This is a genomic window from Protofrankia sp. Cas4 (assembly GCF_963555915.1).
Classification (GTDB): domain Bacteria; phylum Actinomycetota; class Actinomycetes; order Frankiales; family Frankiaceae; genus Protofrankia.
Genome location: NZ_CAUVXL010000154.1, coordinates 1 through 23,664, shown reverse-complemented (window position 1 = coordinate 23,664; position 23,664 = coordinate 1). Strand labels below are relative to the sequence as shown.

Sequence of the window (23,664 nt, the reverse complement as noted above, 5' to 3'; positions counted from 1 at the left end):
TCTGAGCGCAATACCTTGCGATAGAATGAGCGTGCAGCCAAGAAGCCGGGTCCCGCAAGTTTCTCGGTGGACGGAACGCGCGCGAATCGGCCATATGGACTGTTCGTAGATGTGGGGGCTCCGTGAGCGAAATCGAACCGCCCAAACCAGATAAGTTCGCTGACTTCGACGAGTTCGAAGTCCCCGCCGAGGCAATCGGTGACGTCTTAGGCTACTCCGAATTCGAGATTGATCCGGACAGGCAGCTACCAGCAGCACCAATCGCGCCTCCTCCACCGCCGCCGCAGAGCGGCGGCGCCAGTGGGGATCAGTGACGCTTTCGGCCTGATCGTTGTGATCGCCGCGCTTGTTCCCGGGCTGGGGTACCTGCGCGCCTATCGCCGCTACACCCTCTACGACGTGCGTACCAGCACCGTGGAGTTCGTTGAGATGCTGGCGATCGGGGCACTGGGAACGTCGGTCGCGGCAATCATCGTCCTTGCGATTGGTGAAGTCGCGCCCGGCCTGGTCACGCTGCGTGCCCTGTTCCACGGGTACGGCGATCTGAGCAAGTCGCCTTGGGGGACAATCGTTTCCGCTGCGGGGATCCTGCTATTGGGGACAGTCGGTTGCATCACTGCTGGTGTCCTGGCAGGGCAGCACAGCCGGCGGCGGGTGGGTGTTACTTTGGCGGGCGTTCCAGCCGAGGAGCGCGCCGCCGGTCCGGCTTTCCGCGAGGGTTCGCAGTTCGCAGCCGCTTTGTTGCGGGGTGCTCCTGACGGCGGCGCTCCCTTCCTGGCAGTGGAGTTGAGTGACGGTAGGCTCGTGGAGGGGTTCGCCTTGCTGGTCTCCCATCATGATGATCCGTTGCTGCGTGATCTCACACTGCAAAAGCCGGTGGCCTTCAGTGGACCGGGCTACACGGGCCGGACAGTGTCGCCTGCCAACCGAGTATTCGTCCCCGGCTCCATGATTCGCCTGATCCACATCGCTTATCCGGAGCCTAACGGCGGGGGTACACATGTCGGCGACACTGCCACGTAAGATCCACCGGCACCTTGAGGTTGCCAACGCCTCGGGAACACTCCTGAAATCGATATTCCTCGACAGCCGGAGAACAAGGCGTCTTGCCAAGAATGGCAAGTTCGAGGAAGCCTACGAGCTGGCGAAGCAGGTGGCAAAAGACGTCGAACAGTCTGCCGTCCGTCTGGTGAGAGGCGACTCGAATCCCGAGGCGCTGGAAAACAAGACTGAGTGGGACACTGCCATGCTGGCCTTCGCTGGCATTATGACAGGCGAGATCCTGCTGTATCTGGGTAAGTACGGCGAGGCACTGGCAGCGCTCGACGCCCCATACAAAGCCTTCAGCCTGATGTCACCGGAAGACCTCGAGGGCGGTGAGCGGGGTGCGCTGCGTATGTACGCAGCCGCTGCGGCCGGGCACCGGGCGCTGGGGGACTACGGTGAGGCGCGCCGGATGGCTATTGCCGGACTAGATCTCTACGAGAGCGGGCGTGCTAGAGCTACGGCGCTGGTCCCGGCCCGCCTACGTGCGGTGTACACAGGCGTGCTGTCGTGGGACGGCGACCTTGCTCAGCATTTCCTAGAGTGTATCGAGCTCGCGTTGCTAAACGGCGACCCAGACGGGGCCGAAGTCCTTCTGGACAGGCTCGGCGATCTCAGAGCAGGCGGACGGCAGAAGTTCGACTCGCAGGCACAGCGCCTTCAGGCCTGGATCGCGCGAGAACGGGGTGACCTGGAATCAGCCGCACGGATCCTGGCTGAGATCGTCCGCACGCACGGGGCAGCCACACAGGTGCTCGCCGTCATGGACCTAGCCCTAGTCTGGCACCGAATGGGTCACTTGGAGGATGCCCGAGCCCTCTATGAGGGCCTCCTTACCGAGGGAACGCTCCCATATGACCGCGGACACCCTATGAGGGCCGAGGCCGTGACAGCCCTGGCTGACATCATCGGACAGCTCGGGGACTGGGAGAGCGCTGCCCGGATACTTGAGGAGATCACTCTGGAGAACGGGGCCCTCTACGACGTGGTGTCGGTGGTGTCGACTCCGCAGCGCATCCAGTATCTTGCCCGACAGCGTGAGAGCCTCCACCGGCTGATCAGCCTTCTGATGACCCCCGAGACGTTCGACCAAAAGTGGGCAAGGAAGGCATATGTCGCAGTCCTACGCTCCAAGGCGCTGGACTTCGAAGCCGATCTCGCCCAGCGCCGGGCCCTGTCCAAGGCCGAGAACGCCGAACTCAAACCGAAGTTCGAGCAGCTGCGCGATCTGCGTGCCGCGATCGGGCAAAAGACGCTGTCTGGCGCGGGAGCGGAGGGGGCGGCCGAGCACGCCAGGCTCATCGAGGCGTGGCGGCGGGAAGCTCTGGAGCTGGAGTCCGAAATTACCAGGGCCATCCCGAAGGACCACTTATCACAGGCGTCCTTGGAAACCCTCGACGAGATCTGCGCATTGATCCCGTCCAACATCGCAGTGATCGAATACTTCAGGTGCGAGGGAACAGCCGGTGCACCGGCACGCTACATGGCGTTCGTCCTGGCCAAATCGGATGACACGTCACCGGAGAAGCGGTCGGTGGCCGTGCCCCTCGGCGACGCCGATACGATCGATGAGCGCATCATCGCTTTCGGAAAGTTCATCAGCCGGAAGACCGCCCCTGTGGAACAGAGCACGAGTCTCCTGTTCGAACAGACCGGAGACCTGTACCAAGCCTTGATCGAGCCGCTCCTGCCTTTGCTGTCCGGAACAGAACATCTGGTCATCGCACCAGATGGACTCCTGTCGGAGATCCCGTTCGAGGTATTCTGCGAGGCGCCGCGGGTCCTGCTATGGAACACCTTCAACATAAGTTACGTGCCAACCGGACGTGACCTGCTGAAGATTCTGTCCTCTCCGGCCACCGCCTACCATCCGTCGCCGCCGGTCGTCGTCGGAGATCCAGACTTCGACCTCGTGCAGGCTTCGGCCAACGGCGGCGGTCCGTCCCCGGCGCCATACGTCCATGGACGGTCATGGCCATCGGTCGCGAAGACACGTACTCAAGCGATCAGAATTGCAGGGCTCCTCGGCGTCGAGCCACTCTTGGGCGGCGCGGCCCGCAAAAAGGAGATCCTGGAGCTCGAGCGACCGCAGGTGCTCCATATCGCATCGCACGGTGCCCGCTTCCCGTCTGCCAGCGCAGGCGACGGCACCGCGACGGCGGACTACTCCTATTCACATCTATGGGCCAGCGGACAGTCTTGTGGCCTGGTGCTGGCAGGTGCGAACTTCGGCGCCGCCCCACGCGAGCCGGCACCCGGAACCGGGGACGGCTGGCTGTCCGCGAACGATGTGCACGGTATGGACCTCGTCGCGACTGACCTGATCACCCTGTCTGCTTGTCGGACCGGTCTCGGGCAAGCGATCCCAGGTGAGATCTCTATCGGGCTGCCGCGCTCGTTCCTGGTAGCCGGGGCCCGCTCGGTTGTTGTGAGCCTATGGCCGGTGCCTCCCGAAGCGGCCGAGGTCCTGATGATCACGTTCTACACCGAACTACTCAACGGCGTGACAAAGCTCGCGGCACTGCGGGCCGGACAGGAAGCGGTCAGGGAACATGCGACGAAGCCGTACTTCCGACGGCCATATTTCTGGGCGGCGTTCGTGCTCGTCGGTGACTATGAGGCCATGGCCTGGACCGCAAAGAGTCCTTGAACTGGGGCTCTCTCATCCAGCCGGAGCTGCGCCGGTGGACGCCATGCTGTCCTGCGGTTCCCGCTGGATCGGGTACCACCGGCCTGATAGATCACTCGCCGTCGACACCACCGTCCGCCATGACAGCCAGCTCACCCCGACGCTGGGCCGGAGCCACCGTCCACGACGGCACCACCATCGCCTAACTCGCCCTGCGTCCTCTTGCCTCCAACATCGGCGAACTCGGAGTCACCGCCCACCTCGTTCGTCATGGACATCGCAGATCTGTACAAGGCCGGCTACACCATCCCGCTGGCCTTCGACCTCGCAGCCCAAGGCCTAACCGAGGAACGGGACGCACGCCTGGGCCTACGCGACCGCATCGCCGACACTCGCCTCCTCGGCCGCATCGTCGGTGACGTCAAAACCCTCCTCAGTCCCGAAGGCTTCGAAATAACGGTGTAACCTTCCGAGAGCGAGAAGATGCCGTGAGTGACACGATGGTAGAGGTTCCGCCGGCCCACGAGGCCCCCGCGCTGGATCGACCCGGGGACGCCCCGCTGGCGTGGGACACCGGTGACGCCCAGCTGGTGCGTCTGCTCGCGGAGCGGGCCCAGTCCGGTGGGATCAGCCTGGCCGGGGAAGGCGGCCTGCTGGCCCAGCTGACCAAGTTGGTCCTCGAAGCCGACCTGGAAGCCGAAATGAGCGCCCACCTGGGCTACGACAAGCACGACCCGGCCGGCCGCGACGGCGGGAACTCCCGCAACGGAACCCGGACCAAGACGGTCCTGACCGAGATCGGCCCGGTCGAGATCGAGGTACCCCACTACCGCGGCAGCCGCATCTCCAACCCCTGGGTCCCACGACCCGCATGACGGCAGACGCCGGGGAGCGCCCGTTGCGTTGAAAGGCGCACGGCGGGTGCGGCGAGAGGCCATGGGAAACGGACCGGGGGCAACCACGGCACCGCGCCCATGGCCTACTCAGCGGTGACAGACCCCCTCCCGCTCGTCGTCCGGCCATCAGGCGGCTGCCCGCGGGAGCCGCACGGGCCAAACGCGAATCTGATCCGCGAGCTCGAAGCATCAGTGAAGGGCCCACAGCACGGCTCCCAGCGTCCGACTAGGGCACGGCCTTAACGACCAAGCAGCTACGACGTCAGCGGGCAACCACCACGATTTTCAGCCCGGAACGGGCCACCCCGCGGGGGGATCGGAGACTAGGGCGTGTATTCGGTTGCAATCAAGGGGTGGTCCGCGCGAGCTCCTTGATCTAGATCATCGAGGCGCGGAGATGGAGACCAGAAAGGTAACTCTGCGGGATCTTGCCATAGCGGGTGGCGATGCCTCGCCAGGCCTTCAGCTTGTTGATCAGACGCTCGACGGTGTTCCGTTCCGTGTACAGGTCTACGACCGGCGCGAACTGGCATTCCGGGGTGGGTCTCTACGAACGTGGTTCGCGGAGTGTGGTCGGGTCGGTGGCCGGCCGGGGAAGGTTCAGGGCTGCGATTTCGGCTTGGCGTGCTTCGGTGACGGGTATGCCCCAGGCTGCGAAGAAGCCGCGGAGGTCGGCGTTGGCGGTGATGCTGGCGAAGAGGGCCAGGTTGTCGTAGGCGGGCTGCGGCGGGTAAATGCGGTAGCCGTCGGATTGGTACTTTTCCCGGGTGACCTTGTTCATGCGTGGCCAGAAGTCGTCGCCGAAGGCGAGCCGGAGCTGTTCGAGCGCGGCGAGGTATTCGAACGGATCCAGATCGGTGACTTTGAAGGACGGCGTGTTGATTTTCGCCAGTACCTTGTCCCAGATGTCCTTGCCCCCGGCGTCTGTCTCCAGCAGTCGGGAGCGCTGACCGAAGGCGCGTTGCACCGCGAGCGACGCGATGTTGACGGTAATCTCGATGAGGTCGTCCCAATGCAGGTAGCCGAACATCTGGCTCTGGTGGCCCAGCTCATGCCACATGCCCCAGGATGTGGCGAGTCCTGCTACGGTGAGTAGTTCGGCGCCGTATTCGACGGCGTAGGTGGTGTAATAGTGGGCCGCATGGGCACTACCAACCCCGCTCCGGTTGCCAAGCGTGAGGTGGAACCGCAAGGGTGCTGGTGTGTGCAGCGGCATCGAACCGTCGAGCCCGAGGACCGCCTCCTCGACCGAGACGATCTTCTCGTAGGTCTCCATGAGCGCGTTCTGGTCGACGTCCTGGTATTTCAGGGCTGCCGCGCGGTCCACGGTGACGATGACGCGCTTGGAGGCCAACTCGGCCTGGGGCGCCTGCGTCAGGGTCGCGAGCATGTTCCGGTACTGCTCCGGGGTGGTCTTCCCGTGTTCGAAGAAGGGGGCCTTGACCACCCCGGACCGGAACGTCACCTCGGCCCGGCGCCCGACGCCCGTCATCTGGAAATAGACCATCCCGCCGGCCGGGTCGGTCACGTAGTTCAGACCGTCGTGGAGCGGGTACGGCCGGGATTCCATGTAGGTGCGGAAGTCCGGGTGGGTGTCGGGCGCTCCGATATACAGCGTCGGCTGGCTGTCGGCGGCCAGGTTCACCAGACGGAGCCGCAGTTCGAGCCGGTTTTCCGGGGGGAGGTAGAACCCGGTGGGCTGCCGGTCGCTGTTCTGGTACCAGTTCCCGACTCTCTTGATCGCCTCCCTGGTGTCCGGGGTCCCCCAGAACGTGGAGTACGCGGCCCGCTGGTAGAAGCTGCGGATACCGGTGGACCCGTCGGCCTGCGGCACCAGCACGAAGCTCTGATATGCGTTGCCCGCGTACGGTGTGGCGCGTACGTACTCGTCCGACATCGTCAAGGCCGTGCCGTAGTAGTTGTTGCGGATACCCACGGACCCGTCGGCCTGATCCACTATCCAGAAGCTCTGCCACGCGTTGCCCGTGTACGGTGTGGCGCGCACGTCCTGGTCCGACATCGTCAGAACCAGGTGAGTGTAAGGGTTGCGGATGCCCACGGACCCGTCGGCCTGGTCCACGATGTGGAAGCTCTGCCACGCGTTGCCCGCGTACGGTTCCGGCCGCACGTCGGGGTCTGCCATGGTCAGGACGATATCCGCCCCGGATATCGACGTGCCCTCATCGGGCGCCACCGTCGCGGTCCCGTCTGGCGGCCTGGTGCACGTACCGTCTGATTCCATGAAGAATCCCCTCCCACTGTGAATATGGTTTCTCAACGAGACAGCCGAGCCGATGAACCCGGTCGCGGCGGCCGTCAGCCGCGCACACACATTTCCAGCCGGTGGTCGGCCGTGAGCCCGCGTGACGGACCCGCTATTCAAGTCGCGCTCGCGCTCGCGCACTGCACTGCACTGCACTGCACTGCACCGGTGATATTCGTCGCTGAGATATCGGCGTGATGAAACGGTCCCGCCGCAGCCGATATGAACCCGGACCCCCCGTCAGGTTCCGTAACCGCAATCCCGCATCTTGCGGGACGCACGGCAGAAGATTCCCGCACCAACCCCGAAGACAGCAACAACACCGCCGGGTCAATTTCTGCCTAACCCGATTTGAGGGCATGAGATAGTCCATCCCGGACCAATCCATGCATACAAAGCGTGACCAGAAGCGCTACTTTACGTAATCGTCTCGCGGTAGGTGTCCTTCATCGACCGGCCAGCCCACCCCGACCCCTCTCACCTCGGCGGACCTGCCGGCCAAGCATCGTGGGCCCGACGGTCAGCGAGCCGTCCCGGCAACTCCACCCTCGAAACGGACCCGCCGAACCGCCGACGATCGGGACTCTCCGTGACTCCAGTCGATCACATAACGTGATAATCGCCGGACAAGTCAGTAGAACGGACTAGCCAGGCACGTCTCAATATAGGCATTCTGATCTACTCGACACCGCCACGCGACGCCTTAAAGGGCGGGTTCAAACGGTCATAGCGACGATACGGTCGCTGGTCGGTGCGGATGCGCTGACAACGGTGCGGACATCTTTCCTCCGGAGCCGTCTCGGTCGATGTACGGTCTGGTAACCGATTTGTCGCCACGGACGCCACCAGCGACGGGCCGCAGGGGTGCCGGGCGACGTCGAGAAAGCCGGCTACGGCGATCCGAAGAAGCCTTCGCCTCACTGCACGCGGCCGCTGTCGCCGTACGTGCCCTACTGACCACACACTCGGCGCCGAAGCCGCTTGGTCGTGGAGAAAGACTGTAACCGTGAACGACCCGCAGCTCAGCCTACTTGTCCTTTATACCTCCGACATCGCCGGCTGCCAGGCCTTTTACGAAAGCCTCGGTCTGGTGTTCACCGCCGAACGCCACGGGAACGGGCCGAAGCATGTTGCCGCCCGCCTCGCCGGCGGCAGCGTGCTTGAAATCTATCCCGCAGGCCGGAACGGATCCACTGGAGCACTGCGCCTCGGTTTCGTCCTCTCGACCAGCCACTTTCCGCAAGCGCGTCTTCCCCTAGGTCAGCACCTGCTCCGTGACCCCGACGGTCGCGCTGTAAACGTCACCGTCTCCGGCTGACACGTTCGACCTGTTAGTGGTTGATGGTCCCGCCGCCACGCCGGCGGCGGCGGCTCAGCAGATACCAGCTTGCACCTGGCTGGAGAACGCGATCGCCCGCGAGCTGTGCGGCTGACCGTCACCGCGGGCTCGGTGCAGCGGGTCCTGGTCGGCGGCTCGCTCGCGATCCACGCGAGGACTCGCTGCTGGCGGATTTTCGGTTGTGGCTTTTACTGAGTACATGCGTTGGGACGTGCGGCTGCTCGACGAGGTCGAAGCATGGCTGCTGGGTCTCGACGATGACAGCTACGACCTGGTCGCCGCAGCGATCGACAAGCTCGCCGACGACCGGGCCGCCCTCGCCACCGCCCTCTTCCACATGCCTGGCCGGACACCAGAACAGTGGACCTCGCCGACGCAACCGACACGCATGCAGCGCCTGAGCGGATCAACAGCGTGCGTGACGGCTTTTCGCTCTGACATCGAATTCGAACGCTCGTGACAGGGAACCAGAACAAACACGCTCGAAGCTGCGGATGTTGCCTGACCAGTCAGCCGCACATCCGACGGATCTCTGGAGCGTTCATCATGAGCAAGCCCCCGCCGATCCCACCCCACCGCACCGACCCGCAACCAGGCTCAGCCGAACAACGACGCACCTCCCGGCGGCGTTTTCTCGAGGCCGGGCTGGCCGCCGCGACGCTACCGATCGGTGCGGGGATGTTCGCGGCCCGCCCAGCCGCCGCCGCGCAACCAACCGCCGATGCGACCGGAAGCCGGCCCAACCTGCTGATCCTGATGACCGACCAGGAGCGCACGGAGGTGGTGCTTCCCAGCGGTTTCAGCCTGCCGGCCCGCGACCGGGTGGCGAGCGACGGGGTGACCTTCGGCCTGCATCACACACCGACAGCCCCCTGCTCCCCCGCCCGGTCCACCGTGTTCACCGGCCTACATGCGCCGGTCAACGGCGTTTTGGACAACGTCGGCGCGGCGCAGCCGGACCTGTCCGCGACGATCCCCACGCTGGGCACCATGGTGAAGGCCGCCGGTTACCACACCTGTTACATCGGCAAGTGGCACCTGACCCAGAACATCACCACCGACCCGGCCTACCTCACCCCCTACGGCTTCGACGAGGCGATCGACCTACTCGCCGGTGGTACCCCGAATGAGGGAACCCAGCAGGACCCGGGCGTCGCCCAGCAGGCCGAGGCATGGCTCGCCGCGCACGCCGCTGACAGCCAGCCATGGCTGTGTGTGGTCAGCTTCGTCAACCCGCACGACATGATGTTCTGCCCGCGCTTCTACCGGCTCGATGACGTGCCCGACTACGGCGCCGCGGTGCCGACGAACTTCGAGTCGGACCTGTCCTCGAAGCCGCCGGTTCAGACCGTGTGGCGGGGTGAGAACGAGGCGGTCGGCGGCGCGATGCCGAACGCGGTCGCGGCCCCCGACGACGCACACCAGTGGCGGCAGTGGGGGAACTGGTACCTGGAATTGCTGCGGCGTACCGACGTGCTGATGAGCGGCGTGCTCGACGCCTCCGGTCGGGCCGCCGACACGGTCGTGGTCCGGTTGGCCGATCACGGCGAAATGGGCGGCGGACACGGGCTACGACAGAAAGGAGCGATGATCTACCAGGAGAACCTACGGGTGCCGTTGGTGATCGCCGATCCGCGGCGTCCGGCCACCCATGGCAGCACCTCGACGGCTCTCACCTCGCACATCGACGTCGTGCCCACCCTGGCCTCGCTCGCCGGGATCGACGCCACGGCCTTCGGCCCGCTGGTCGGCCATGACCTCACGGTCCTGCTCGACCAGCCAGGCGGGTCGGTCCGTACCAGTCTGTTGGTGACGTCGGACGCGACCAGCAGCGGGCTCGGGCTGCCAGGGCTGCGGTACTGCATCCGGGGGGTGTTGACCGCGCGCTACAGCTTCGGCCGGTACACCACTCCCGATGGCATCGACGGCCCGCCGTCCGGCTACACCTTCGAGTGCTATGACCGCCTGGCCGACCCGGGTGAGCTGCACAACCTCGCCAACGACCCATCGCGGGCGAGCCTGCTGAAGGACCTGAACGACCTGGTGAACCAGCTGATCGCCGACGAGCTTCAGGTTGGGGGGACGGCACATGCGTAAGAGTGCCCGGCAATAGGGGCGTGGATGTCGCCGCAGCCCCCTGACAGCACCATCACGGGCCAGACCCGTGAATGGACACGCCGATGTCCGCTTTGTCGCATTTCTGACAATGAACGATGAATGCGAGGACGGCCTCGGATGAATAGTGACCGAACAGGAAGGCCGACTGTCACCCCTTTGCCGGCCAGCGGTCCAGTGTGACGTGCTGTTGCCATAACGGGGGGATGGGCACGTGAAGCGAACGTCGGTATTCGCGTTGTTGTCGTTGCTGGCCGGGACGCTGTTGAGCGGCCTGGGACCCGCGGTTTCCGCCTCGGCGGCGACGCCGGATGTGATCGACGTGGTGTCGGTAAACGGGACGACGTCGGGGGCTTCCGCGGTCTCCATCATGCCGATGTTGTCGACGGGCGTGACCGGGACGCCGATTGCGTTGCCGACGGCCGCGAGCGGGGGTAATCGTCCTCTTACGTTGAGCGGGTCCGCATCCTCTGAGGGGCAGCTCAGCCTGTCCAGTGATGGGCGCTATCTCACCCTTGCCGGCTACTCCGCGTCACCGGGAACAGGGTCTGTCGCATCGACGTCGTCGGCGAGTGTGCCGCGGGTGGTTGGTCGTATCAACGGTGCGGGCAACGTCGACACCTCGACCATGCTCGGCACTGATGCGTTTACCGGTAACAACGTCCGCGCGGCGACGACGTCTGACGGGTCCCGCTTCTGGATCACGGGAGCCAATGGCGGCGCGTCGACGGTGAAGGGCGGCGTCGTCACGGCGGCGCTCGGGGCGACGACCGCGACGTCGGTCTCGACGACGGTGTCGGCTGGTCGGGTCCTGAACACGGCTGGCGGGAACCTGTACTTCGGAACCGACAAGACGACGCCGACCGGGGTGTCTCGGGTCGGGACCGGCCTGCCGTCGACGAGCGGGCAGAGTTTGAGCTTCCTCGGCGGCACGGCGGACCCGTACGGGTTTGCGTTGGTGACGGTCGGCGGCGGCGCTGTACCGGACACCCTGTACGTCGCCGACGGGACCACCGGTGGCTTGACCAAGTTCTTCTTCAACGGGTCGGCGTGGCAGTCGAAGGGCACCGTCGGCGGCGGCACACCGTTGTTCGGTGTCGCGGCGCGTGTCGAGAACGGCGGGGTGCAGATCTTCGCCACTACCCTGGGCGGCTCGAAGGTGGACAGCGTCTTCGACAGCTCAGGCGCCGGCGGCACGTTCACCGGCGCTCTGACCACGATCGCCTCGGCAGCCAGCGGGACGTCGTACCGAGGTATCGCGTTCGCGCCCGCCGGGCAGCCGGCGCCCGGACCCCAGCCCGTGCTCACCCTCGGTGACACCGTGCTGGGCAATGTGATCGGTGACGCGGACAACCCGACCCTGACCGTGGCGCTGTCCGACCCCGATTCGACGGTCGACGTGAGCACGCTCGCGGTGACCGTCGCCACATCCAACTCTGCCGTCGCCCCACTGGGCAACATCAGTGTCAGCGGCTCCGGGGCAACCCGCACCGTCAGCGTCGCGCCGACGGGCGTCGGCTACTCGACCATCACCGTGACCACCACCGACCCGCTCGGCCGCACCGGCACGGCGTCCTTCACCTACGGTGCGTCAGCCCCCGCGACGGACACCACCAGCCACTGGCTCGACGGCGCATCCGACGCGTCGACTGCGATCGACGTCGGCGGCGGCTACCTCCTTGTCGGCGACGACACGAGCAACGTGCTGCGTCTCTACCGCGGCGACCGTTCCGGTCTGCCGGTGAAGACCTGGGACATCGGCAGCCAGCTCGGTCTGGGCACCAAGGGGTCGGACTCGATGGATATCGAGGCCGCCGCGCGGCTGGGTGACACCGTCTACTGGACCGGATCGATGGGCAATGCCTCCGACGACGGCGCACTGCGCCCGACTCGGTCCACGCTGTTCGCGACCCGGCTGTCCGGTAGCGGCGCGACGACGGACCTGACGCTGGTCGGCTCCTATTCGAACCTGCGCGCCGACCTGATCGGCTGGGACCAGGCAAACGGCAACCCGCTCGGGCTGGCTGACAGCGCGGCTGCCGGCCACCTGCCCAAGACGATCGACGGGTTCAACGTCGAGGGTATGGAGTTCGCCGCCGGCGGCTCCGGGACCGCGTACGTCGGATTCCGTGCCCCGCTGGAAACGGTGAGCGACCGAAATCTCGCTCTCGTGGTACCGGTGACCAACCTGCCCACACTCGTGACCGGTGCTGGGGTGGCCGCGACGTTCGGCTCGCCGATGCTGTGGAACCTGGGCGGGTTGTCGGTCCGGGACATCCGCCGCAACGCCGACGGCCAGTACCTGATCCTTGGCGGCTCCTACACCGGCGGAAATCCCACCTTCCGCCTCTTCACGTGGAACGGCGACCCGGCCTCGCCCCCGGTCGCGGCCACAACGGTGCTACCGGCACCGCTGGGCAGTTGGGAGTCGATCGTGGCCACGCCGGACCCGATCGGCGACGGCGCGCAGGTCCAGCTGATCGAAGACGACGGCGGCGTCGACTTCTACGGTGATGGCGCCACGACCGAGGCCAAGGCGCTCCCCCTGGGGCTGCGCAAGAGCCGCATCGACACCTTCACCCTGGCTCTGCCGACACAGGCGATCAGCTTCACCACGACTCCGCCCGTGCCCGCGACCTTCGGTGAGCGCTACCACGTCGCCGCTACGGGTGGTAGGTCCGGCCTGCCGGTCACGTTCAGCGTCGGCGGGACCGACAGCTGCACAGTCGGGGACGCGACCAGCGGCACGGACACGGATGGAAACGGCACCGGCGCCGCGACGATCACCCTCGCCGACGTCGGCTCCTGCACCGTCACGGCCACCGAGGCCGGCGGCGCGAGCTACCAGCCGGCGGTGTCGGTGCCGCAGTCGTTCTCGGTCACACCAGCGACCCCCACCGTCAACTGGCCGGCGCCGGATCCGATCACCTACGGAACCGGCATCTCGAACGCCCAGGTGAACGCAACCGCGAACGTTCCCGGAACGTTCCACTACAACGTCTCGCCCGGTGACGTCCTCACCGCCGGACCGCAGGCGCTAACCGTGACCTTCACTCCCACGGACAGTGCGCGCTACCTGAATGCGACCGCGTCGGTCACTCTCGACGTTCACCAAGCCGCCCAGTCCATCAACGTCGCCGCCATCGGTAACCACACCTTTGGCGACGCGCCGGTGTTGCTCACCGCAAACGGTGGCGGGTCACCCTCGCCGGTCACCTTCAGCACGGTTGGGCCGTGCACTGTGGACCAGACCGACAAGGGGCCCCTGCTGACCTTCACCGGGGCCGGCACCTGCACCGTCATCGCCAACCAATCCGGTGACATCAACTATCTGCCGGCTAGTGCGGTTTCGCGCAGCGTGAACATCGCGAAGGCGACGCCGGGCCTGACGTGGTCGTCGCCGGCGGACATCACCTACGGCACGCCGCTGTCGGCAACAGAGCTCGACGCCACCGCCACTGTTGACGGCACCTACGCCTACAGCGACGACGATCAGGCAGGTGATGCCAGCGATCGCGTGCTGCACGCCGGCCCGCACATGCTGCACGTGACATTCACCCCGGTCGACGCCACCGACTACACCAGCGTCACCCGCGACGTCACGCTGACCGTCGACAAGGCCGACCCGCAACTCGCCTGGACCCCCGCTGTCGCCAGCCTGGTCTACGGGGTGCCGCTCGGCGGCAATCAGCTCGACGCCACCGCGGATGTGCCCGGCTCGTTCAGCTACACCCCGCCGGCCGGCACAGTGCTGCACGCGGGGACCCACACCCTGTCCGCGAGCTTCGTCCCCGACGACACCACCGACTACACCTCCGCCGGCACCGTCACCACGCCTCTGGTCGTCGACAAGGCACCCCAGGAACTGTCCATCGATCCACCCGGCCAGCACACCTTCGGCGACACCCCGTTCACCGTGACGGCCACCGGCGGTCACTCCGGCAACCCGATCACCTTCACCCCGGTCGGACCATGTCAGCTCGCCAGCCCCAGCTCGAACGGCGATCCCGTCCGCGGCTCGGTCACGGTCACCATCACCGGCGCCGGTGACTGCTCGATCACCGCTCACCAGGACGGTTCCGAGGACTACCTGCCTGCACCGGCCACGACGACCGACCTCACCGTCGCCAAGGCCATCCCCGTCCTGACCTGGCCGACGCCGGCACACATCACCTACGGCTCGGTCCTCGGCTCCGGGCAGCTGGGCGCCACCGCGAACGTCAGCGGGTCGTTGGCCTACAGCGCCGACGGTGCCCCCTATTCGGGCGGCGTCCTGCACGCCGGGACGCACACGCTCGCGGTGACGTTCACCCCGACCGACAACGCTGACTACGCACCAGCGGCGTCCACCGTCATGTTGGTCGTCGACCAGGCGCCGCAGATCCTGACGATCGCCGCCGTCGCCAAGCAGGTTTACGGCGTGGCTCCGTTCACGGTCGCCGTCACCGGCGGTGCGTCCGGACGGCCGGTGGTCGTCACTCCCACGCCCGTAAGCCCGTGCGCCGCCTCCACTGTCAGCGGCGGGTTTGTCACGATCACAGTGACCGGGGCCGGAACCTGCGTCCTGACCGCGACGCAGGACGGCACCGCCGACTACAGCGACGCCGTACCGCGACAGCTGAGCTTCGTCGTGGACAAGCGACAAGCCAGCGTGACCCTGGCCGCCATCCCGACCCACACCTACGGCGACGCGCCCTTCAGCGTGAATGCGGCTGGTACCGGCTCAACCGCTCCGGTCGTACTCACCGCCGGACCCTCGTCGGTGTGCAACCTGTCCGGCACGACGGTGAGCCTCACCGGTCCGGGCACCTGCACCGTCACGGCTGACCAGGCGGGCGACGCCAACTACTACGCGTCACCAACGGTCAAGGTCAGCTTCGCCGTCACGTGCGGCGCCCGGATCCTGACGGACCTGACCAGGCCAGTCAAGTCTGGCGCGACGCTGCCGATCCAGTTGCAACTCGTTGGCAGCGGCGGCAGAAACCTCTGGAGCTCCTCGATCACGGTGCATGCCATCGGTGTCGACGGATCGTCCGTCGCCCCGGCTCCCGGCAACAGCCAGCCTGGCCAGGACTTCCGCTTCGTCGCATCACCTCCGGGCTACCAGTACAACGTGAAGACGACCGGGCTCAGCGCTGGCACACACATCCTGTCCTACGTGGCGGGCACCGACCCCGCGGTCCATACGGTTACCTTCACCGTCACCAACTGAAACGCCTCGTTGAGAGCGCCTGACAATAGGTGGTAGATATCATCAACCAGTGGTCGATCGCTACCGGCAGGGAGATGAAGGCACGACGCACCACGATCACGCCCCGTGGCACGGGAAGGCCATTGGCAGTCGCCACCACGCCGCCGTCCAGCAACGGCTCCAAGGCCTGATCCCGTGGAGGGAGCCGAAGATGGCGCTGGGAAAGCGGCACGGGGGCACGATGGTCCCGTTGGCGATCGCAATGCTGGCGTCGGTCTGTATCGCAACGGTCGGCTGCACTGGATCCGGCGGAACACCGTCCACCCCACCGGCACGTAGCGGTGTCACCGCCGACAGTGGCGGGGCCGCTTCCACCATGGGGAATCCGGGGCCGGCGCCGCCGCGCACGCTGGCGGCTGTCACGACCGCCGGGGCGGTGGTGCTTCTGGATCCCGTCAGTGGCAGGGCCATCCGTACCCTGCGCGGCAGCGGGGCCGTCGGGGACTCGCTGGCGGTGAGTCCCGACGGCCGATCGGTGTTCTACGAGGTTGGCGTCGGCTGCCAGCACCAGGTATGGCGCATCGGCACGGACGGCGGCGACCCGACGATCATCGCGTCCGCGGGCAGCAAGCCAGCGATCAGTCCGAACGGCACGAGTCTCGTGTACGCGACGCAGTACTTCGACTGCTCCCCCGGGGACAACCCGACCGCCGGTTACCAGGTCGTCGTGGTCAATCTGACGACCCACGCCGAGCGGCGTTTTCCGATGCCTCCGGGGAGGGCAGCCAGTGGGTTGCCGGCACCGGTCACGCACCTGTCGTGGTCGCCCGACGGCACCCGCCTGGCCGTGTCGGTTGGCTCCGCAGAGGACAACGAAGGCTGGGACCTGGTCACGATGAGCCCTTCGACGGAGTCGTATTACCTGCAGGACGACGGCTCCGGCGCCGTGCCACTCACCGCTGCGGAGAAGGGAAGCTTCTACTACGAGGGCGTGTACATGCCGAACGGCCACTTGTTCGTCGTGCGGCAGTGCTGCGGCGGTTACCCGCCGGTGACCACGTCGGTGCTGCTGCAGGAGGTCGACCCGGCGACGGGTGCGCCGCTTCATCAGATCGCGACCGGGCTCACCAGCAAGACGCATACCAGCCTGGACGTGGATGCCGGCGGGCACTGGCTGCTGTACCTGTCAGGCACCGATCTTGAGGTTTCCAGTGATGGCGCCAAGCCCACGACGCTTGCCTCAGGCTACCGGGCGGCCGCGTGGTAAGCGGAACCATGCCAGGCGACCGAAGAGCGTCAGCTCCTGGAGTCGCCGGATGGGCGCTGGAGGCCGGACTGTGCCGGTGGGCGCGTTGGCGGCGAGGATGCTGCGGACGCTGGACATAAGAGCGCCCGGCAACAGGGGCATGGATCAAGGAACGTGCCTCGGCCCCGCGACGCCGCGTCCCCTATTGTTGGTCGCTCTTAGTGAAGCCTGCTGCCCGGGATATCCCAGTCGCCTGGGAGGCGTGGCTACTGGAGGTCTCGATGAGCCGGAACGGAACGCCCCGACAGCTTCGGACGGTGACGGCTGGCACAGCCGCGGGCCTGACACTCCTTCTCGGTGCCTGCGGCGGATCGACCCCGGCCACGCCGACCACGACCCCCCACACGTCTCCTGCCGCTCGGCCTACCGACGAACCGACCGACCTGTCCACCGACCTGCTGACGCCCTCACCCACACCGATCCCCCCAGGGCAGACGGGCCCACAGGCGACCCCGACGACCGGCATCGACGCGCTCGGGACAACGATCGTTCCCCCGGGCTTCCCGTTCCCGACAGGAGCGATCCCCGCAGTCACCCTGTCCAGACCCCGAGACGCGGCGATCGCACTGACAGGCGTTACCACCGACGACGCGGTCACGTTCTACCGGCAGACAATGCCCACTGACGGTTACCAACTCAAGCAGCAGAGCGTGTCCGCGAACAAGGCAAAACTGACCTTCACAGGGCATCGTGAAAGCGTCGAACTCCTCGCGAACAGTATCGGCGGCACCCCGCACATCGTCCTCATCTTCATCCGCCAGTAGGACGCATCGGCCGGCTACTCCTCGGAACGGCGACGCCGGCCTACCAGAACCATCGTGGTCCCACGCGTGTCCCGCGGCTGCGCGGGGCTCTGTTCCTCGTCGTCCCCCTCGTCGTCCCAGTCCAGATCCTCGGAGTCGGCGTCCTCGCTGTCGTCTTCCGCCTGATCCGCGATGCCGTCTGCCCTGGCCGACATCGCGGACCTACGGGAATCGCCCGGTGATCGGGTGGCGCCCTTTGAACCCGCCCGACCCCGTGAGCCGGTGGCGCGGCGGCCGCGGACCGCGGCGGCCAGAGCCGCACCCCGGCCGGTAAAGGCCCCCTCGGCCGCGAAGCACACCGTGACCGAAAGAATGAGACCGAGCGCGACTACACCGAGTAGCGCCTGGATCTGACTCCCGTGGAGTACATCGGGCTCGGTCGAGGAAATAAGCTGGCTGGCCCGGATCATCGCATCCTTCGGCACGTTCTGCATGACCTGCAGCTTTTCAAGCTCGGTCCCGGCCACCTTCACCAGTACGGAGGCCGTGTTGGTCGCAGCAACCGGCGATGCGTCCGTGGCGGCAATCTCCAGCACCGGAGAACCATCGGCGACCAGCACAATGGTGAAGGGCGACGTGGCGTGTGCGGCCTTGAGCTCCTGCCGAACACCTTCGGTCGCCATGATCCGAGCAAGAACGTCCGCGGTGTTACCCAGCGGAATGGACAGATACGGGTTTCGGCTCGCCGCCGTGCTGGTGGTCCCGGAGTCCGACGTCGGCGGCAGTATCACCACCGCCGCATGGGCTTGGAATGTCGGACCGATGGCGGCGTGCACGCCCACCCCGGCCAGGCCGGTCAGAATAATCCCGATGATCAGGATATACCAGCGACGGACAAGAACCGCGACGAAATCCAAAAAGTACACTCGTGTCCCTTGCTCTTTGCCCCCCAGCGCGGGTCAGCATTGCGCCGACACCGGATCAGGTCCAAGATACACGGCCGACATCAGAGCGAGAAGGGCGCTGGAGCTTGTCGTGCCGATGCGCGACAAGCGACAACAAGCCAACAAGATAGCAAGCTGTTCCCGTCGACGCCACTATTTGATCTCATACAGATGAACGCCATGTGACGAGAACGAGTCTCACCTGACCTGTCGGGTGGGTGGGCCACGCCTGTCGATCCCGGTAACCGCCGGCCGTCAACCCCGCGCCTGCCGACACACACCAGACAGGCCCCCACTCACCGATCAATTCAGGCAACACTCTGTTAGGCGAACTCGGTTGGGTCGAGGCCGAGCACGTCGATCGCCTCCCGGACCACTGCTTGTTCACTGGGCGCGAACGCGCCGTCGACACGGCCGATGACCTCGCCGATGCGCACCACGGCACGGGCCTCGACGGCCCGTCCCCGTACCTTGGCGATCTCGGCAAGGGCTGCCCGTTTTCCCGCGGCGAAGTCGCTCTGCAGCCGCGCCAGATGCATGTCGAACAACTGCTCTAATTCGGCTGCCGGGAAGCTCGCCATCACCGGGTCGGTGGCGACAAAACCGCGCATTCCCTCCCGTTCGGCCGGGTCGATGCGGCCATCGGCGGCGGTCACCAGGGCGCAGATGGCGACCGAGGCGTCGCGGAATGCGCTACCGCGTAGGTCGTCGCGTCTCGCGGTCAGCTGCGCGCGCAGCGACGCGACCGAGGGACGCAGCCGGCCCCAGCCCATCTCGGTGGCCGCTGGCGGTATGCCCTGCCACAGCGGCCATCCCTCGGCCAGCCACCGCCGCACCGCCCAGGCGACCGGCAGCGGACGCAGCCGTGTCGCCAGCAGTACATCGATGCCGACAGCTACCAGCGGGCAGTGCTGCCACGCGGCGGGCACCGCCGTGTCCGCCGGCCAGACGGTGGCGAACAGGATCGTCAGGTCGTGCCCGGCTGCCAGGGCCGTGGCCGGACCGGGCATATCGCTCGACTGTCGGTGGCTGTGCTCCACGGCGCCGACGAACTCCCGAACCATGGTGGTCATGTCGCCAACACCGTCGAGATGGCCACCAAGCGTGTCCTCGATGTCCTCACCCGGTTGGACCGGGCCACCCGGCAGGACATACCAGAGGTCCCCGGGTGGCCGAGCAAGGAGCACCCGGTCATCCACCCGTAGCACCAGTCGAACGTCGAGCTGGATCGCGGCAAGGCCGAGCATCCGAAACCCTCTCCGTGATGGCCGTGATGGCCAGACGAGAATACGGCCGAGAGCATCATCCCCCAGGCGGATGGGCGCCATCGGCACAGCCGCCAGGACCGTTCCCGAACAGGTCGTGGGCTGCGGATGAAAATACTGGGGTTATCCCATGACCAGGCTCCGCACCTGTCCGTACGGCGGCAATCCCAACAGTCATGTTTAACAGTGCCGGGCGGGGTGAACTCGCCGTCCTGCTGGTGATCGGCCTGTTCGTGTTCGACCCGAAACGATTACCGAAGGTGGTCGGTGGCGCTTGCCGGGTGCGGCACCACCGTCGGACTGCGTCGGATTCGCCGACGCAGTCCGACCGGTGTGTGGGTGGGCGGTCAGCCGGCCTGGGTGGGAACGTCGGCGGGTTGACTGTCGCTGCCGGCCGGGGCGGCCTGCGGGGCAGAGCCTGTGACCGCCGGCGGGTGTGCGGGCATGGCGGGTGCGTCGTCGCGCAGCCCACGAGTCTCCGCTTTGAGGATCCTCAGTGACTGGCCCACGGAACGGGCCGCGTCGGGAAGTTTCCGGGAACCGAACAGGACCACGAAGACCACCGCAACGATCAGCAGATGCCATGGTCCGAACTCGCCCAAACCCATGAAAATCCCTCACTTTGTCGCTGGTGCGATCCGGTCGTGCTTGAATCCTAATCGCCGGGACCGCGGGATGGATTCCCATTGGCTGTGAACCACCACCGACGCCTGCCGGTCCACCAGCCGTCGGACGCCATTCTCCGAACCGTTACCGCCCCTGGTCGGATCCGGCCGTCGGACGGCCGTGGCCCCGTCCGGGCGGACGGCTAACCGGCCGGCAAAGCGCGCTTCGTTGGTGTCAGGCGAACGGCAGGCGTACCAATGGAGGTGGACAGCAATGATACGGCGGTGACGGCCCGGCCCCGCCGGGGGCTACCGGCCGGCGCGGGTCCCGCGCCAGAGCGGGCGATGCGTGGCCCGCCACTCGATGATCGCGCCGGTGAGGGAGACGGGGCGCAGGTCGATCCCGTCAAGACTGCCGATCGCGATCGAGGTGATGTGGACGTCGTCCTCGCGGCTGCCGATCTCGGCCCCCCAGGGCAGCTCCGCGACGAACAGAACGTTGAGTTCGTGGACCCGGATTCCCTTTTCCTGGTAGCTGTGTTCCGCACAGCCGAGGAACTGCAGGTCACCGACGTGCAGGCCGGTCGCTTCGGTGGTCTCGCGGCGCAGAGCCACCTCCACGGTCTCACCGGCTGCGACATGCCCGCCGGGCAGGAAGTACCAGGACTCGCCCCGCCGGTTGGCCAGGAGCACCCGGTCACGAGTGAGGAACACAATCCTGGCACTGACCTTGTTCGGTGCGGCAGGCATCAGCAAGCACTCCCGGGCAGAGATTCCAAGGGACGGAGATCGCAGGACTGATTCTGCCGACATGCCGCGCCAGAAGTGTCAGCCCTCCCCCGCCACAGGGCCATCCCCTCCCCCAGACGCCCGGCACCAGCACGGCCTACCGGGTCGGCACGATGCGAGGTGCGATGAGCGTCCTCGAAAGCCCGTGGCCCTGCTGCTTGCCTCACCCGTGACCGGTGCCGGTCTGGCCGGTCTGCATCGGAACGGGAGCGCCACACCGGGACTGGCGTGCGACGTTGAGCAGGAGACCGACACCGATGAGATCGACGAACGCCGCCGTCCCGCCGTAGGAGACGAATGGCAGCGGGAGGCCGGTCACGGGCATGATTCCCATGGTCATCCCGACGTTGACGAATGTCTGGACGGCGAACCACACCGCGACCCCGCCGGCGACCAGTTTGCCGAACATGTCCGGTGCCTTTTCGGCGATGCGCAGGCCCCGGAGGCAGATAGCGGTGAGGGCGAGCAGCAGGGCGCCGGCGCCCACGAAACCACCTTCCTCCGCAGCGACCGTGAAGACGAAGTCGGTCTGCTGTTCCGGGACGAAGTAGCCGTTGGTCTGGCTGCCCTGGAGGAAGCCCTGGCCGAACAGACCACCGTCGCCGATCGCGGTCAGCGACTGCACCGTGTGGTAGCCCGAGCCGCTGGTGTCCTGGTCCGGGTGCGCCAGTGCGGTGAACCGCTGCTCCTGGTAGGGCTTGAGGAGGTGGAGTTGCACGATGACGCCGCTGCCGAGCGCGACCGCGACCAGGAGAACAACCAGGAAGCGCGTGCCGGCGCCCGCAAGACCGAGCAGGACGAACGCCAGGACCGCAACGATGATGGCGACACCGAGTGCCGGCTCGGCGAGGATGAGCAGCAACGGGAGCATCACCAGGGCCAGGCACAGGACAAGGTCGCGGGTACGCGGTCGGACCTCGCCGTCGGGCGGTTGACACAACAACCCCGCCACCATCAAGATCACAACAATCTTGGTGAGTTCCGACGGCTCGAACTGTTGCGAGCCGAGGCTAAACCAGGCGTGGGCGCCGTTGACCCGGGACCCCAGCGGGGTGAGGACGGCGAGCAGCAGCACGCAGGTACCGGCATACAGGACGGGGGCAAGCGCCGCGAGCAGCCGGTAGTTGCACACCGTCGCACCCGCGCACAGCAGCGACCCGATCGCCAGATTCACCAGGTCCCGTTCCAGATAGCGGTACGGACTCGCCCCGCCGGCTGTCAGACCGGCCGCGGTCGCCGCATATATACACAAGGCGCCCGCGCCGCACAGCGCCGCGGTCAACCCGACCAGGATCCAGTCGATTCCCGGCAGGACGTGTGTACGTATCCGGCGTATCGGCATGCGCAGTTTTCCACGCCGCAGCATGCGCAGTTCACCGAACGTCATCGGGCCCCGCCGGCTGCCGCGACATCAACACACCCCATATACCGCTGGGACACCGCCAGCCGTATATCGCGGTATTCTACCGCCAGATATCGGTGATCGGTGCCGCGGACGCGCTGTTGCCCGCGTAGGGCAGATGGTACATGTCCTCGAGGGTCCGCAGGACGCTGTAGTGGTTGATGTGTTCGGCAACGGTGCCGGTCTTCACGCCGGCCCCGACGACCACGGTCGGAATGTTGTTGTTGTGGCCGCTGTCGTCCTCATCCCAGGTGAGGACGAGGATGCTGTTATGTGTCTTCGCCCATTGCACATACGTATCGATGTGGTTATGCAGCCAGGTGTCGCCGGTGGCAGCCGGGCAGTCATGCATGTCGTTGCACAGATTCGGCACGACGAACGACACGGTGGGTAGCATCGCATAGTTTGTCGGGAACCGGTCGAAACCGAGGTTGGCCGAAGCCCCCACCGTCGGAAAATTCACCCACGGATTGTGCTTACGGGCATAATTGCCGCTGGTGCAGCCGGTGTACCCGTCCGACGGCATGCTTTCCGAGTACCCGACAAAAGTGTCGCCGGCCGCGATCAGCTCCGCGCCGAGACTGGCCGCGGAAAAGGTGTGCGGACAGGAGTCGTCGGTGACTCCCTGCGGGGAGCCGGAGAACAAGGCCAGATAGTTCGGCTCGCTCGGATGCGCGACCCCGGACGCATGGCTGAACGACACACCCTGGGCTGCGAGTCCGTTGATGTAGGGAGCGGACGCTCGGCCGATGACGTCGGAATACGAATGGTTCTCCATCACGACAACCACCACATGATCCCGTCGCGGCACCACCCCCACGGCACCGTCCCGTCCCGCGCCGGTCGAGCTCGATACCGCCGATGTCCCTGCCGGCGCAGCCCCGCCGGCCGAACACGCCGCGAGAGTCAGCACAACCGCGATGACGGCGAGGCGGATACGTGACACGATCGCTCCTTCCCAGGGGGTAACCTCACCGTAACGGTAGTCGGCGCCGGGACGAACACCGTCGGCCGGCAGCCCCGGCCGGTCGAGCCTGACCACCCAGAATGCTGTTACAGCCAGTCGCGTCGCTTGAACCCGAAGTAAAGCCCGCCGGCGATGGCGAGCATCACGCTGGTACTCACCGCGAATC

General features: G+C 66.4%; 16 protein-coding genes and 3 pseudogenes. 11 read left to right on the top strand and 8 right to left on the bottom strand.

Annotated elements, in window-relative coordinates; all coding sequences use genetic code 11:
* Positions 1–122 precede the first annotated feature (122 nt).
* From U9979_RS14155 to U9979_RS14135, 5 genes and pseudogenes are all read left to right on the top strand, one after another.
* On the top strand, positions 123–314 hold the full coding sequence (locus tag U9979_RS14155; RefSeq protein WP_322779738.1) for a hypothetical protein: 192 nt from the start codon (positions 123–125) through the stop codon (positions 312–314).
* The gene (locus U9979_RS14150) at positions 301–1,023 is read left to right on the top strand and encodes a DUF6338 family protein (RefSeq protein WP_322779737.1); all 723 of its coding nucleotides are present in this window, start codon (positions 301–303) and stop codon (positions 1,021–1,023) included. The genes U9979_RS14155 and U9979_RS14150 overlap by 14 nt, the downstream gene beginning before the upstream one ends.
* Positions 1,001–3,694: a CHAT domain-containing protein gene (locus U9979_RS14145; RefSeq protein ID WP_322779736.1), complete on the top strand. Its 2,694-nt coding sequence runs from the start codon at positions 1,001–1,003 to the stop codon at positions 3,692–3,694. The genes U9979_RS14150 and U9979_RS14145 overlap by 23 nt, the downstream gene beginning before the upstream one ends.
* Before the next feature lie 237 nt (positions 3,695–3,931).
* Positions 3,932–4,126, top strand: a pseudogene (locus tag U9979_RS14140) (type I-E CRISPR-associated endonuclease Cas1); the annotation flags it as partial.
* 107 nt (positions 4,127–4,233) lie between these two features.
* Positions 4,234–4,506 (top strand): annotated as a pseudogene (locus U9979_RS14135) (transposase); the annotation flags it as partial.
* Positions 4,507–4,945: 439 nt separating this feature from the next.
* Here U9979_RS14135 and U9979_RS14130 read toward each other — a convergent pair.
* A pseudogene (locus U9979_RS14130) lies at positions 4,946–5,080 on the bottom strand (IS5/IS1182 family transposase); the annotation flags it as partial.
* Positions 5,081–5,116: 36 nt separating this feature from the next.
* A complete protein-coding gene (locus U9979_RS14125; RefSeq protein ID WP_322779734.1) occupies positions 5,117–6,811 on the bottom strand; it encodes a M60 family metallopeptidase in 1,695 nt (564 codons plus the stop codon).
* A 1,027-nt stretch (positions 6,812–7,838) separates the two neighbouring features.
* Between U9979_RS14125 and U9979_RS14120 the strand changes: the two genes are divergently transcribed.
* From U9979_RS14120 to U9979_RS14095, 6 genes are all read left to right on the top strand, one after another.
* Positions 7,839–8,150 (top strand): VOC family protein, encoded by a 312-nt coding sequence (locus U9979_RS14120; protein ID WP_322779733.1) that lies wholly within the window; start codon positions 7,839–7,841, stop codon positions 8,148–8,150.
* A 202-nt stretch (positions 8,151–8,352) separates the two neighbouring features.
* Positions 8,353–8,631 (top strand): hypothetical protein, encoded by a 279-nt coding sequence (locus U9979_RS14115; RefSeq protein WP_322779732.1) that lies wholly within the window; start codon positions 8,353–8,355, stop codon positions 8,629–8,631.
* Between the two features lie 86 nt (positions 8,632–8,717).
* The gene (locus U9979_RS14110; protein WP_322779731.1) at positions 8,718–10,268 is read left to right on the top strand and encodes a sulfatase-like hydrolase/transferase; all 1,551 of its coding nucleotides are present in this window, start codon (positions 8,718–8,720) and stop codon (positions 10,266–10,268) included.
* Between the two features lie 232 nt (positions 10,269–10,500).
* Positions 10,501–15,498, top strand: a complete 4,998-nt coding sequence (locus U9979_RS14105; protein WP_322779730.1) for a hypothetical protein — start codon at positions 10,501–10,503, stop codon at positions 15,496–15,498.
* 190 nt (positions 15,499–15,688) lie between these two features.
* The gene (locus U9979_RS14100; protein ID WP_322779729.1) at positions 15,689–16,744 is read left to right on the top strand and encodes a hypothetical protein; all 1,056 of its coding nucleotides are present in this window, start codon (positions 15,689–15,691) and stop codon (positions 16,742–16,744) included.
* A gap of 260 nt (positions 16,745–17,004) precedes the next feature.
* Positions 17,005–17,547 (top strand): hypothetical protein, encoded by a 543-nt coding sequence (locus tag U9979_RS14095; RefSeq protein ID WP_322756734.1) that lies wholly within the window; start codon positions 17,005–17,007, stop codon positions 17,545–17,547.
* 14 nt (positions 17,548–17,561) lie between these two features.
* Here the strand turns inward: U9979_RS14095 and U9979_RS14090 are convergent, their stop codons facing one another.
* From U9979_RS14090 to U9979_RS14065, 6 genes are all read right to left on the bottom strand, one after another.
* Positions 17,562–18,452 (bottom strand): hypothetical protein, encoded by an 891-nt coding sequence (locus U9979_RS14090; protein WP_322779728.1) that lies wholly within the window; start codon positions 18,450–18,452, stop codon positions 17,562–17,564.
* 341 nt (positions 18,453–18,793) lie between these two features.
* Entirely contained in the window at positions 18,794–19,717 is a 924-nt protein-coding gene (locus tag U9979_RS14085; RefSeq protein WP_322779727.1) for a TerB family tellurite resistance protein, read from the bottom strand.
* A 365-nt stretch (positions 19,718–20,082) separates the two neighbouring features.
* Complete coding sequence (gene tatA / locus U9979_RS14080; RefSeq protein WP_322748988.1) at positions 20,083–20,343, bottom strand: Sec-independent protein translocase subunit TatA; 261 nt, start codon at positions 20,341–20,343, stop codon at positions 20,083–20,085.
* Between the two features lie 306 nt (positions 20,344–20,649).
* On the bottom strand, positions 20,650–21,090 hold the full coding sequence (locus U9979_RS14075) for an NUDIX domain-containing protein (RefSeq protein ID WP_322748989.1): 441 nt from the start codon (positions 21,088–21,090) through the stop codon (positions 20,650–20,652).
* Between the two features lie 202 nt (positions 21,091–21,292).
* Positions 21,293–22,516, bottom strand: coding sequence for a rod shape-determining protein RodA (gene rodA / locus U9979_RS14070; RefSeq protein WP_322779726.1), 1,224 nt, complete (start codon positions 22,514–22,516; stop codon positions 21,293–21,295).
* Positions 22,517–22,592: 76 nt separating this feature from the next.
* Positions 22,593–23,664: alkaline phosphatase family protein (locus U9979_RS14065; protein WP_322779725.1), on the bottom strand; the 1,072-nt coding region annotated here is incomplete at its 5' end.

Coding starts and splice junctions, on each gene's coding strand:
- U9979_RS14085 (WP_322779727.1), bottom strand. CDS start 19,717: ATGCTCGGCCTTGCCGCGATCCAGCTCGACGTTCGACTGGTGCTACGG.
- tatA (WP_322748988.1), bottom strand. CDS start 20,343: ATGGGTTTGGGCGAGTTCGGACCATGGCATCTGCTGATCGTTGCGGTG.
- U9979_RS14100 (WP_322779729.1), top strand. CDS start 15,689: ATGGCGCTGGGAAAGCGGCACGGGGGCACGATGGTCCCGTTGGCGATC.
- rodA (WP_322779726.1), bottom strand. CDS start 22,516: ATGACGTTCGGTGAACTGCGCATGCTGCGGCGTGGAAAACTGCGCATG.
- U9979_RS14145 (WP_322779736.1), top strand. CDS start 1,001: ATGTCGGCGACACTGCCACGTAAGATCCACCGGCACCTTGAGGTTGCC.
- U9979_RS14095 (WP_322756734.1), top strand. CDS start 17,005: ATGAGCCGGAACGGAACGCCCCGACAGCTTCGGACGGTGACGGCTGGC.
- U9979_RS14075 (WP_322748989.1), bottom strand. CDS start 21,090: ATGCCTGCCGCACCGAACAAGGTCAGTGCCAGGATTGTGTTCCTCACT.
- U9979_RS14110 (WP_322779731.1), top strand. CDS start 8,718: ATGAGCAAGCCCCCGCCGATCCCACCCCACCGCACCGACCCGCAACCA.
- U9979_RS14125 (WP_322779734.1), bottom strand. CDS start 6,811: ATGGAATCAGACGGTACGTGCACCAGGCCGCCAGACGGGACCGCGACG.